Genomic DNA, 12,501 nt, shown 5'->3' with positions numbered 1-12,501 from the left:
TTATGGAGTTGAAATTCAATCATTAAAAGCTGTTACCCTACTTCATTGAAGCATTACTCTTATTCTGCAACAAAAAAAGTCGCTAAAATAGCGACTTTAATCGTACCACGATCACGATCATTACCATTCAATACATTCATTTAATACATTATTTTAATTTGCCCATCCAGTTCGCAAGGGCTATAACTACCTCTTCCAACTGCTTTTCTTCCGTAATTGCAGGTTGATTATCTCCTTTTTGCATGCCATATGAGCCAAATTGACCGTGATTTCCACCCTCAATACTCACATATGTCGTGTCTTCCGGAAGATTTGCTTTGGAGTTCTCCCAGTCTTCCCTGTTAAGCACTCCGTCATCCGAGCCTGTAATCTGTAAGATAGACAAGTCCGTATTCTTCAAGCTACCTCCTTCATCTGCATAAGAAGCCAAGAAAAAGACGCCTTCCAACTTCTCATTGTGCTCCGCAGCATACCGTGATGCAAATGACCCTCCCAACGAATGGCCACCAATAACAAACGCTTCGTTAGGATGTTCCTCGATAAAGGAATCAGCCTTGTTTTGACCGAAAATCGCCAAGTTTATTGGCATGTTTGCGATATATACGCGGTGCCCCTGTTCTGCCATTTCTCTGGCAAGTGGAGAATAACTTTCAGGTTCAACCAGACCACCTGGATAAAAAATAATATTCGGTTTGGTTATCTCTGTACCCACGGGTTCAAATCGGTAACCGTCCTTAATCTTAGTGACATTAACCTGAGCATCACTTGTCATCGCCGTTTCCGCTTGTTCAGAAGGACTATACGTAACCGAATTGAGATATACGAAAACGCCGGCCACGATGATAACGATGGACAGGATCGTCCACATGATTATCTTTTTCCATTTGTTTGTACGTTGTGCTGTTTTCAACCTTAAAACCACCTTAGTATGAGGATAATGATATGTCTTTTTTAACTCTTCATAATTATACTTACCGGTAAGTATAATTACAAGTTGATTTTGCTTACTATCGTTATTTGTCATAAAATATTCATGGAGGGAAGTCCAATGACAGAAAAATCACACAAACGATTGCCTGGAAGACCCAAACATAGCAACGACGATATCTCAATTCAGCAAACCATTATTCAAACTGCTTCAAAGTTATTCATGGAGTATGGCTACGAAACAGTCACGCTTCAGCAGATTGGCAAAACATGTAGCGTATCAAAACCAACCATTTATTATCATTTCACCAGCAAACCAGAGCTTTTTAAGGTTGCTTTTACAACAATGCTGCAGAATGTGAGCCGGTTAACCTCGCATATCCTTGATCAAGCCGAGAATCTGGAGTCGGGGCTTGTGCGATTGGCAGAGGCCAGACTGGGCAATCCACATGCGGAGATTGAAACCATGCTCAGAGAAGCTGAGCCTTTTCTTGAACCAGCTCAAATTCAGGATATACGCAACGCGGAGCATCAGATTCACGAAGTGTTAGCCTCCCATTTCCAACGGGCAATGGATGAAAACAGACTGCGGACGGACGATCCGTTTTTCCTGGCAGAGACCTTCTCGACTATGATGTTAATGGGTAATCGGGAAGATAACCTTCATAAATATGGTTCCAACTTTTCGCTTGGCCAGAAGCTAGTAGATATTTTCATTCGCGGAGCGCAGTAAAAATTTCAGGGCAACAAGGAGAGCTGACATGAATATCCCTAGAGGAACCTATGGGTTTCGATTCGCCGAAGACAAGGAGCTCCAACTGTGTGTACTGTATGCGGCAGGATGTGATTCAATAACCGATCCTTCTTATCATTGGGATGGACTCGAACGTTCGGACGGGCCTCTCCTGTTATTCCAATATACAATCTCGGGTGAAGGTGTATTTGAGTCGAACAATCGCATTCATCATGTTACCGCAGGACAAGCTTTTTTGGCAGAAATTCCAGGAGTTCATCGCTATTACTACCATTCAGCATCAAAAGAACCTTGGGCGTTTCTGTTCCTGCTGTTCAGGCCCACTCTTATTCTGCCCCATTGGCGTAAATTTCTTCGGGAAGCTGGAGAAGTTCCCTATCTTCCCGCTGATTGTACACCTATCCGACTGTTGCGGATGATCGTGACTGATGCGGCGGCAGGCAGAATCACCGATCCTCTGATCGCATCATCCAGCGTATATCAGTTCATGACAGAATTGACTCGATTACAGAAAACAACATTGCGCAACAGGGAGAATTGGTCTGAAAACATTCAAATAGCCGTTGAATACATAGAAAACAACTACTCCAAGATGATCAGTATCGATCACCTTGCGGAGCATGTTTCCCTTTCCAAATATCACTTTATACGTCGCTTTTCCTCCAGTACAGGTTTGACGCCTGGTGCTTATCTGACCCGTGTACGTACCGAGAAAGCAATGGAACTGCTGCGCGGAACTACGCTTAGCATTGAAGTCATCGCCGAGCAAGTCGGTTATTCCAGCGGAAGTTATTTTATCAAAGCCTTTCGCAGCATAACCGGCGTTACGCCAGGTGAATTTCGTAGTGGAGGAGAAAGCCTTGTGTACCGTAAATTGTTCTTCGACTAACCGCAATATTTTGCTATTTTATACTCAACATTACTGTAGATATTAATAAAATCCTTTATTATGATGAATTGAGCGAGAGCAATAATTAATCCATAAAGGAGCATTCCCATGAATCATACGCTTGCAGCATCAACTCCACCGCTTGGCTGGAACAGCTGGGATTGTTACGGCGCGGCCGTTACGGAAGACGAAATTCGTGGCAACGCCGAGTACATGGCAGAACATCTTAAAGACTTCGGCTGGAGTTATATTACGGTTGACATTCAATGGTACGAGCCTTTGGCCAATTCTTCGCAATATCGTCCGTTCGTTCCACTCATCATGGATGAATATTCGCGGCTTATGCCTGCTGAGAATCGTTTTCCCTCCGCTGCAGGTGGACAGGGATTTAAGCCATTAGCCGACTACGTTCATAGTCTTGGGCTGCAATTCGGCATTCACATCATGCGCGGTATTCCACGTCAAGCTGCACATGCGGCTACTCCGATTCTGGGTACAACCGCCACTGCGCGCGATATTGCTCATCCGAACTCCATCTGTCCGTGGAATACGGATATGTATGGTGTTGATAGCTCAAAAGAAGGCGCACAAGGCTACTACGATTCGCTTTTTGAACTGTATGCACAATGGGGCGTTGACTTGGTGAAGGTAGACGATATTGCTGCTTCAAGGCTCTATGACACCCATCAGCCTGAGATCGAAATGATATCCAAAGCGATTGAGCGCTCCGGTCGGCCCATGGTACTAAGTCTCTCTCCTGGCCCTGCCCCGGTGGAATACTCAGAATTCTTGGCTGATCATGCCAACATGTGGCGTGTCACCGACGATTTCTGGGACCTTTGGCCGCTGTTATTGGATATGTTCGACCGCTGCCGGACGTGGCAGGGCGTTCCCCAAGCAGGCTGCTGGCCAGACTGTGATATGTTGCCTTTGGGTCATATCGGTATCCGTTCTGTAGACGGTGGTGGAGCAGATCGTTGGACTCGGTTCACGCCTGATGAGCAGTTGACGATGATGTCGCTGTGGAGCATCTTCCGTTCCCCGCTCATCTTTGGTGGTGAACTGCGAGATAACGATGACTGGACACTATCCCTGTTGACCAATCGTGAGGTTCTGCGAATGCATCGCGAGAGTTATGGAGCCAAAGAAGCCTTACGTAAAGAAGATCTTATTGTGTGGACTGCCCAGCATGCGGATGGTTCCTCTTACGTCGCTGTATTCAACATCGGTGAGAATTCTCTACCTGTGGATCTATCCATTGATGAGGTCGGACTGTCCAGCATTACCGAAGGTACCGAATTGTGGAGCCGAGAAGCAGCTGAATTTACAGAGAATTCCTTAGTTACTACTGTACCTGCGCACGGCGTGCGTCTCTATCGGTTTTCCTAAGTTTGCAAAAGAAAAAGAGAGGTCTGTCGTTCATTAGACAGGCCTCTCTCTCATTTCATGTTCATCGTTAAGATGCACTCGAATGATGAACAGTTTTGGACTTACGCCCAAATTGCAGCATATATAGCATGGTCATCGCAATAACAAACAAAGCGAGCACAATAAAAATATTACTGTACACAAAAGCTGTCTTATCTTGAATCAAAGGGTTCAGTTGAAGCGTGGTTTTTCCCCCGTCAAGCACCTTTCCTAGGGCAGCAGTAGACACAGACACTGCAATGAAGTTAAACATGGATAGCAACCCCATCCCGATTCCAATTTGCTCTTTGGGAAGCGTCTGAGCAATGGTATTTGAGATCGCAATTTGCATATAAGACTGACCCAGAACACCAAAAACAAGAAAAAAGGAAATCAAGACAGGTGTAGCACCTACAACTAATGATAGGCTTATGAAACCAACAACAAGTAGTGAAGATGCCGTATACAGTAGAAAAGGATTCCCTTTTTCATCCGCAAGCCTTCCACCTTTGCGTCCGAGGAGTGCAGCTACGAGCGCAGAAGGGAGCATAATGACACCTGTCAATGCTGGGGATAGACCATGTACTTCCGAGAGCAATTGTGGCGTAGTAAATGGAATAGCAGGACTGATTGCGATCAGAAGGAATGCAATTCCCATTCCAGCTGAATATGCTTTGTTTTGAAAAACAGCGGGTTTCACAAACGGCACTTCCGCATAACGAATGCGCATGATGAACAGTATTAATAAGACCATCCCGATTAATAGGAACCATGCATTAGATTGGGTTAATGCGAGCAAAAGTGTAGCAACCGTTCCTGCTAGTAACGCTCCGCCCAAATAATCCATTTTTTCACTGCCGCCTCTTTCATCATCCATGTATTTTCGATAAAAAGGTAGCGCAGCAAGAGAAAGCAATGGGATTACAAAAAGAAATTGCCAACTTAAAGCACTCGATACAAATCCGGCTACGATCGGAGCAAGAGCATTTCCAAGAGCGATACCAATGGCGGAGGTACCCAACGCTTGCCCGCGTTTCTCCGGTGCGAAGTATCGAACGGGAATAATCATGGCCAATGCAGGTATGACCGCTGCACCAGCAGCTTGTACGATCCGTGCAACAATAACCATCCAATACTCTGTAGCCACAATCCCCAGAAGAGAGCCTGCTGCCAATATCCAAAGACCAAATGAAATTAGACCCTTTATGCTGTATTTATCGGTAAGTTTCCCGTAAGTAACTGTACCTATCGCATATACAATCAAATACCCTGTAACGATCCAACTCGCTTGAGAAGTAGTAAGTTGGAACTCTTTGCCAATCACAGGTAATACAACATTAAACATCATTCCATTCATGACTGATATGATCAGTGTGAAAACAAGAACACGGAGCAATAACGCTTCTTTATTGGTGTTCATCATACTCTCCTCAATTCTTTTGAATATAAATTGTCTGTCAGTACTTACTGTCATTAAAACTTTAAAAAAACTAGGGAGTTAATGCCCTAGTAAACGTCCACACACTCTCTGTAATGATGCCTTCCAATGAGAGCCCTGGAAAAAGCACATCTTCTTCGAGATTATTTATGAATACGCCATAATTCAATGACATGAATGAAAAAGCTTGCAGTTCAGGATTGATTTGAACCAACTTTCCTTTATCAAACATGATATTAAAGTAATTGGTTAGAATCTCCAAAAGTTGTTGAGGATGCTTTACCGTTCTCTCTCTATAACCGGGTAGATGCTCTACTTCCTTCAGGCTAATCATAAACAATTTGCGGTTACGGTTCATGATATTATGATATGTCTTGCTGATCAGCAACAAATCTGTATACAGATCCCATACGAGTTTTTCATTGAAGATCCTTGTCATCTCTTCTGCATAATGATATTGGTCAAAGGCAGTCTCTAACAAGTTTTGTTTGGTTCCAAAGTGCCGAAACAAGGTTTTTTCACTTAGTCCGGCTGTTGTAGCTATTTCCTGTGTCGTCACACTTTTATAGCCTTTTTTTGAAATTAAATCGATGGCCGTCAACATTAATTTTTCTTTACTGCTTAGATTGCTGCTAATGGACATGTCTATATCCCCTCCTTCCTGAATGTCAGTAAACACTGTCATTGATGCAATAATAACTAAAGAGTTTTTTGTTGTCAAGGTACGAATCGACAAGCTACCTTCATGATGCCCTTCTGTTCATACGTCCGTTTTCTTGATGGAGACGACGGCTTTTCCTTTCACACGACCTTCTCCAATATCCCGAATGGCTTGAGCCGCTTCACTTAATGCATACTCCCGATAAACAATCGGCACGACTTGGCCTGATTCAACAAGTTCTTTCCATACCTCTTGATCCTCATGATTCGGTTTATGAATGAGAAGTATTATTTGTTTATAATTAAGCCTGGCAACAATAGGAGCTGTCATCAGATTGAGAAGAATTTGCCACATTGGACCTCCAATCATCACATATCTGCCCCCCTTAACTAATGCACGTTTCACAGCAAAAACCGAATGCTTGCCAATAACATCCAGAATCAGGTCGTATTGTACTCCTTTTGCAGTGAAATCAGCTTTCCTATAATCCAACACATAGTCAGCTCCCACAGCGAGTAACATATCGAGCTTTTCAGCACTGTCAACGCCAGTCACCTCAGCCCCAAGCAATTTGGCATATTGGATGGCAAATGTTCCGACTCCGCCACCGGCGCCATTAATCAGAACACGCTGTCCCTTTTGCAGCTCCCCCCGATCACGTAGACCTTGCAAAGCCAGAACGGCTGCCTGAGGAATAGCTGCTGCCTGCACATAGTTGATACCCGCAGGTTTGGGTGTCAAGGCATTCTCAGCCGCACATACATATTCCGCTAATCCACCCCACCCGCAACCGGAAAGATCTCCGAACACCTTGTCTCCTGGTTTGAACCGTGTAGCTGAAGCTCCAACGGCGATTACACGCCCTGCGACATCTGCGCCAAGAATTCGATAACGAGGCTGTCGGACCGCGCCGATGCGGTTAACGAATGGCTTCCCATGAAGGAGATCCCAGTCCCAGGAGTTTACCGAAGTGGCATGGACCTCAATTAACACTTCATGATCCTTGGGCATAGGGATGGCTAGTTTTTCTAATCGAAGGACTTCTGGTGTTCCGTAGGTATCATATACCAATGCATTCATGGTGTTATTTCCCCGTTCTTGGGGTAATCCAGCATTATTCGTTTTTTCGCCCATGATCAGTCTCCATTCGATAGACATATGTGTATCCATGGTCCATTACGCATACCCAATCTTCCTGTCAAACAATGGATACGTTGAATATATTCAGCGGTTTCATTTGTTGAAGATTTAGAATGTTGAAATGATTAAATTGCGAGATCATCCATGGCTTGAACAGCTAGCCGGAAGGCTTTAATCCTTCTCTCCAGTAGAGTCTTTTGAGGGCTACCTTCTTTGGACTTGAGATACATGCTCTCAAGGGATGGAAACAATCCAATCAAGACAAGGCGGGCTTCTGCTATATCTTCCTTGGTGTATGAATGAGCTTTTTGATTCCAGACATTTTCCAATAACGCTGCGCCGATACGCAGAGCTTTGAGGCGTTTTTGTAATAAGGTAGTATTTGAACTTTTCTGGATCATATTTGCTAGAGCATTTTCCGATTTGCGGATGGTTGATTGAAAGGCTTTGATGGATTCCAGTTGAACTTCTTGTGACACATTTTCCATGGAGTACAGACCTCGCTTTCTTCGCTTATTTGGTTGATCTTTTAAGAAAGGAGCGCTACCTATAATATCACCTCATAAATATAACAAAAAAAGCCGCTTAAAATAGCGACTTTCAATGTGTTCATTCTCGATTCAGTTCTAGAGTACCTTCTCCAAAAAGCTGATCGTCCGTTCATTCTTCGGATTTCCAAATATCTCTTCCGGAGTGCCCTGCTCGACGATATAACCACCGTCCATGAAGATCACACGATCAGCTACTTCGCGGGCAAAACCCATCTCATGGGTAACGATCATCATCGTCATGCCTTCGCTCGCGAGGTCTTTCATAACACCAAGCACTTCTCCTACCATCTCAGGGTCGAGCGCCGAAGTTGGTTCATCAAATAACATAACGTCCGGATTCATAGCAAGCGCACGAGCGATAGCTACACGTTGTTTTTGTCCACCTGACAGTTGTGTTGGGAAGCTCTCTGCTTTATCAGACAGACCCACACGCTCAAGTAATTTGAGTGCTGTATCACGCGCCTGCTGGGCATTTAATATCCCGAGTTCTCTGGGCGCAAACATGATGTTTTTAAGTACACTAAAATGAGGGAACAAGTTAAAATGTTGAAATACCATGCCAATATTTTCACGAGCCTTGTTCAGGTTGGTTTTAGGGTCATTCAGATCCTGATCATCCACGATAACCCGGCCTGCCGTAATGGCATCTAATTGATTGATACAGCGCAAGAAGGTACTTTTTCCCGAACCGGAAGGCCCGATGACACAGACAACTTCTCCTTCGTTGACCGCCACATCAATTCCCTTGAGAACCTGATTTGTGCCGAAACTTTTCTTCAAACCTTCAACTTTTATTTTAGCCACGACGAACCTTCACCTCCAGATAATCAGCAATTTTGGTCAATGTGATGATAACAATCAGGTACATAACCGCAACCGTTAACCAAATATCAAAAGAGGAGAACGTTCTTGCAATAACAATTTTACCCGATTGTGTCAACTCTACGAGACCAATAACGGACAAGATTGACGTATCCTTCAACGTGATAACCATCTGGTTAATGAAGGACGGAATCATAACCCGCACTGCCTGCGGAATGACGATCTTTATCATCGCTTTGCGATAAGGAAGGCCCAATGAACGAGCAGCTTCCATCTGACCACGATCAATCGATTGAATCCCGCCTCGGATAATCTCGGTTACGTACGCCCCTGCATTCAGACTAAGTGTCAGAATCGCCGCCAGGAACAATGGCATCGTGAAGCCCATCGCCTGTGGAATCCCGAAATAGATAAAGAATGCCAGGACAATCAGCGGAATGCCGCGGAAGATATCTACAAATACAGTGGCAACACCACGAAGGAATTTGTTCTGTCCCACCTTCATAAATCCGAAAATCAGACCGATGATAAACGCGAAGAACAGGGACACAATCGTGTATAAAAGTGTGTTTCCCAGACCTTTAAAAAGTGCAGGAAGAGATTTCTGTATTAACTCCCAACGCCCCAGACTTGCGACTTGGGCATTCTCTCCAACATATTCTTCGATAATGCGCTTGTACTCACCGTTAGCTTTGATATTCACAAGACCAGCATTGAACATCTCCAGAAGTTCCTGATTTTTACCCTTACTTACCGCAAATCCGTAGGAAGCCCCGTCTTCTTTGTCGGTAACGATTTTTAAACCATTATTCTGCTTTACCCCATACCTTAGAACGGGTTCATCTTCAAAACAGGCCACCGAATTGCCGGTCTTTACATCATCATACATTTGATATGATTCATCAAATGGAACAACGGTAAAGCCATATTTTGAGGCGATGGACTCAGCAAAGCTGTACCCTTCTGTTCCCGTTTTTACAGCGACCTTTTTACCACGAAGATCTTCGTAACTTTTAATGGTATCATTATTGGCACTAATCCCCATAACAACGCCTGAATCATAATATGGCTCTGAGAAATCAAATTTTGCTTTTCGCTCATCCGTAATACTCATCCCTGCGATCACACCATCGACTTGATTCGCCTCAAGTGCCTGTACAGCTGCGTTAAATCCCAGGGATTTGATTTGATACTTGAAATTTTGATCTTTGGCGATGGCATCCAGCAAATCCATGTCGATACCAACAAAATCACCATTCTCATCTTCATATTCGAATGGAGCAAATGTGACATCAGTTCCGATAACATAGGTTTTACCGGAATCGGACGCTGCTGCAGCGTTCCCTACCCATCCTGATAGACCGCTCACCAGGAGCAGCATCAGTGAAAGTATAAAAAATGAGATCTTCGTTGTTTTCATGTGTCCTCCCCGTCTCGGTGTTGTCCGAATAATCATTATTTTCTTTGGAATCGGTATTACTGTTATGCTTTTTGTCGTTCTTCTGCCCATTTGATTGTTATTATTTACTGTATATTAACAATCAATGCTTTGCCTTTCCACTTGCAACATTTTCCTCCATCATTTTTTTCCAACCAGTAAAAGTCCTCTTAATACTTACCCTTTAGGTAAGCTTTACGAAACCCAATATTACATTGTGAATCTGAAAAAAGGTACATTTACTTTAAAACGTATTATTTAAAATTTAAAACTCAAAAAAAGCCGCGATTTCCGCGACTTTTTGTTATACAGTTTTTTATCATCCATTAATTTGCTCTGGTTGTCAATACAATCTCGAACTTCGAACCAGCTTCACCCGCGAACACAATGGTTCCGTTCTCAGGCAATACAATTTCGTTTTGTCCACTGACCACTGTATGATTAATGCCTACACCCGCTTGGTTGTATACAGCAAATGCGCTGTTTGCAGACATCTTGACGGTCATTTCTTTACCTGCAGCTGATGCCGGAATCGAGTACCATGTGGCATGACCATTCGCCTGAATCGTAGTCTTCGATTGTTTTCCCGCATAGATCGGTTTGATGATGTCTTGAGCAGCATAAACGTTGCCTCCAGCTGTAACATATTCCACGCCTTTTTCCTCATAGAAATTAAACTCCATCGTGTCACGGCCCGCTAATCCAGGAATTTGCAATTGGTTCACGGCTTGGTTAGCTCCAACAATTTTGTTGGTGTAGATATAACCAGGCAGCTCATTAAAAGTATGAATGGGAATCATCGGCATCGCTGCGTTGTACAGTGTTGATGTGTATTTTTCATTGACCAACACGTAGGCTTTGCCTTCCCGTTTCTGCCATGCGGCCTTTACTTCTGCAGACAATTCATTGGTTTCAAGCTTTTCTGCTTTATATTCCGACGAAGCAACTTGTCCAAGTCCAGGAATAGACTGATACAAGCGAGACCACAAATATGTGTTCCCATTGACTTCCTGAACGAACTTCAGCTTTTCCGTAGCCGCATCATTAACAAATGAGCCATCATTGGTGTACGTATAGGTCTGATCAGGACTGTTAGGAGAGGACAGATTAGATAGCGTTAATTGCCCATCATCTTTTACGTCCATCTTCATTAACATGTTTGCCCCACCAGCGTATATGCCAGTGTGCTGTGTAAGTTCCTTCGGCATGGTTGTTTTCACCGGTGCATCATAAGACTTCTCCGGCTTACGCTCTGGAATGATATTTTTCTCCTCAAGCGCGCCAAGCAACAGCTCAGTTGCCAGCAATTGATCCGTTGAGCTATGACCACCCGAAGAGGTTACCGCAGCAGCCATATTATATTCCGGTAACACAATCAAGGAGGAATGATAGGTTATTGTATTGCCGCCTTTGCTTACTGCCTGGATGCCGTAATCATTAAAAGGAAACAGGTTCACGCTATCCCAGCCCAGGCCGTAACCAATAGACGAATCGCCTTCTTCCGGCCACATACCTCTCTTGTATTCTTCTTGCTCCATGGCCTCTACGGATTCCTCCGAAAGAACACCTTTAACCTCACCTGTAAAGATTTTCGAGAACTGAACCAGATCTTCAGCAGTGGAATAGATGCCTCCCGAGGCAATCATATTTGTAGTCTCTAATGGGAGTTGCTCCTCATGCAAAGGGGCATATGTTGCTGCCATCTGGCTAAGGTCCACAATATCCTGCGGTGTTTTGGTATGCGCCATACCAAGAGGTTCGGTTATGTACCGGTGCATGAAAGTTGTGAAGCTCATGTCACTAACCCGCTCAACCAGAATCTCAGCTAATGTAAAACCGTCATTACTATACACCGAGTATGCGCCAGGATCGGCCTTCAAATGTTGCGTCGCCAATTGTTCCAGTAACGTATCATGCGCGTAGGTATCATTATCTCCAAACAGTATTGCACTGTTACTTGACGTTCCGAGAAGTCCGGATGAATGATTCAGTAACATGCGTGGTGTAATCTGTTGGTAACGCTTGTCTTTCATTTTAAAGTCTGGAATATACTTCACGACAGGCTCATCAAGATCGATCTTGCCCTGATCAACGAGCTTCATTACGGCGGTGGTGAGCACCATTTTACTGGTTGAACCAATGCCATACATGGTATCTGAAGAAAGCGGGATGTTGTTTTTCAGATCATTTTTGCCTGCCTGACCAGAGATCACAATCTCGCCATCATCCATCAGCGCGTACTGCACACTTGTCGTAGCGTATGATTCAGTGAGTACCTTGGCCTTTGCACTTACTGCTTTTTTAGTTAGATCATACGTAGGGCTACTACCGTTACTGGTAGCGGGTGTGGCCATGGCCGACATTGGGGACATCATTGCAAACACCAAAGTTATGGCGGCGATAGAAGTTCGTTTCTTTCGTGTCAATCTCATCTTCTCCTGTCTAGTCTATGGATTAGGAATCTCTGTGTTCGT

Annotated in this window: 11 protein-coding genes; 3 read left to right on the top strand and 8 right to left on the bottom strand. The window is 44.1% G+C overall.

The features are described 5' to 3' along the window. Positions 1–148: 148 nt before the first annotated feature. Positions 149–910, bottom strand: coding sequence for an alpha/beta hydrolase (locus tag QNO02_RS14500; protein WP_289392541.1), 762 nt, complete (start codon positions 908–910; stop codon positions 149–151). A gap of 138 nt (positions 911–1,048) precedes the next feature. Here QNO02_RS14500 and QNO02_RS14495 point away from each other — a divergent pair, with 138 nt between their 5' ends. From QNO02_RS14495 to QNO02_RS14485, 3 genes are all read left to right on the top strand, one after another. Beyond that, positions 1,049–1,660, top strand: coding sequence for a TetR/AcrR family transcriptional regulator (locus QNO02_RS14495; protein ID WP_133384760.1), 612 nt, complete (start codon positions 1,049–1,051; stop codon positions 1,658–1,660). A 28-nt stretch (positions 1,661–1,688) separates the two neighbouring features. Further along, on the top strand, positions 1,689–2,570 hold the full coding sequence (locus QNO02_RS14490; protein WP_249910708.1) for an AraC family transcriptional regulator: 882 nt from the start codon (positions 1,689–1,691) through the stop codon (positions 2,568–2,570). Between the two features lie 108 nt (positions 2,571–2,678). Continuing rightward, positions 2,679–3,959, top strand: coding sequence for a glycoside hydrolase family 27 protein (locus tag QNO02_RS14485; protein ID WP_289392539.1), 1,281 nt, complete (start codon positions 2,679–2,681; stop codon positions 3,957–3,959). Between the two features lie 67 nt (positions 3,960–4,026). On the opposite strand, the gene QNO02_RS14480 is transcribed toward QNO02_RS14485, so the two are convergent. From QNO02_RS14480 to QNO02_RS14450, 7 genes are all read right to left on the bottom strand, one after another. Further along, positions 4,027–5,400 carry an MFS transporter gene (locus QNO02_RS14480; protein WP_502921870.1) on the bottom strand — a complete coding sequence of 458 codons (1,374 nt, stop codon included), beginning with the start codon at positions 5,398–5,400 and terminating at the stop codon, positions 4,027–4,029. 67 nt (positions 5,401–5,467) lie between these two features. Next, positions 5,468–6,058, bottom strand: coding sequence for a TetR/AcrR family transcriptional regulator (locus QNO02_RS14475; protein ID WP_133385963.1), 591 nt, complete (start codon positions 6,056–6,058; stop codon positions 5,468–5,470). Between the two features lie 117 nt (positions 6,059–6,175). Next, entirely contained in the window at positions 6,176–7,210 is a 1,035-nt protein-coding gene (locus QNO02_RS14470) for an NAD(P)-dependent alcohol dehydrogenase (protein ID WP_289392537.1), read from the bottom strand. A gap of 131 nt (positions 7,211–7,341) precedes the next feature. Further along, on the bottom strand, positions 7,342–7,704 hold the full coding sequence (locus QNO02_RS14465) for a hypothetical protein (RefSeq protein ID WP_289392536.1): 363 nt from the start codon (positions 7,702–7,704) through the stop codon (positions 7,342–7,344). Positions 7,705–7,842: 138 nt separating this feature from the next. Then, positions 7,843–8,571, bottom strand: coding sequence for an amino acid ABC transporter ATP-binding protein (locus tag QNO02_RS14460; protein ID WP_091030560.1), 729 nt, complete (start codon positions 8,569–8,571; stop codon positions 7,843–7,845). Then, positions 8,564–10,009, bottom strand: a complete 1,446-nt coding sequence (locus QNO02_RS14455; protein WP_289392533.1) for an amino acid ABC transporter substrate-binding protein/permease — start codon at positions 10,007–10,009, stop codon at positions 8,564–8,566. Before QNO02_RS14455 ends, QNO02_RS14460 begins: the two co-directional genes overlap by 8 nt. Positions 10,010–10,353: 344 nt before the next feature. Then, complete coding sequence (locus tag QNO02_RS14450; RefSeq protein WP_289392532.1) at positions 10,354–12,459, bottom strand: serine hydrolase domain-containing protein; 2,106 nt, start codon at positions 12,457–12,459, stop codon at positions 10,354–10,356. Positions 12,460–12,501 lie beyond the last annotated feature (42 nt).

This window comes from Paenibacillus sp. PK1-4R (assembly GCF_030369595.1).
Classification (GTDB): domain Bacteria; phylum Bacillota; class Bacilli; order Paenibacillales; family Paenibacillaceae; genus Paenibacillus.
This window is presented reverse-complemented; position numbering and strand designations above follow the sequence as displayed.

Bases quoted from the DNA above. Each gene is read 5' to 3' on its own strand.
- QNO02_RS14470 (WP_289392537.1), bottom strand. From the start codon at position 7,210: ATGGGCGAAAAAACGAATAATGCTGGATTACCCCAAGAACGGGGAAAT.
- QNO02_RS14465 (WP_289392536.1), bottom strand. From the start codon at position 7,704: ATGGAAAATGTGTCACAAGAAGTTCAACTGGAATCCATCAAAGCCTTT.
- QNO02_RS14485 (WP_289392539.1), top strand. From the start codon at position 2,679: ATGAATCATACGCTTGCAGCATCAACTCCACCGCTTGGCTGGAACAGC.
- QNO02_RS14495 (WP_133384760.1), top strand. From the start codon at position 1,049: ATGACAGAAAAATCACACAAACGATTGCCTGGAAGACCCAAACATAGC.
- QNO02_RS14450 (WP_289392532.1), bottom strand. From the start codon at position 12,459: ATGAGATTGACACGAAAGAAACGAACTTCTATCGCCGCCATAACTTTG.
- QNO02_RS14475 (WP_133385963.1), bottom strand. From the start codon at position 6,058: ATGTCCATTAGCAGCAATCTAAGCAGTAAAGAAAAATTAATGTTGACG.
- QNO02_RS14490 (WP_249910708.1), top strand. From the start codon at position 1,689: ATGAATATCCCTAGAGGAACCTATGGGTTTCGATTCGCCGAAGACAAG.
- QNO02_RS14480 (WP_502921870.1), bottom strand. From the start codon at position 5,400: ATGATGAACACCAATAAAGAAGCGTTATTGCTCCGTGTTCTTGTTTTC.
- QNO02_RS14455 (WP_289392533.1), bottom strand. From the start codon at position 10,009: ATGAAAACAACGAAGATCTCATTTTTTATACTTTCACTGATGCTGCTC.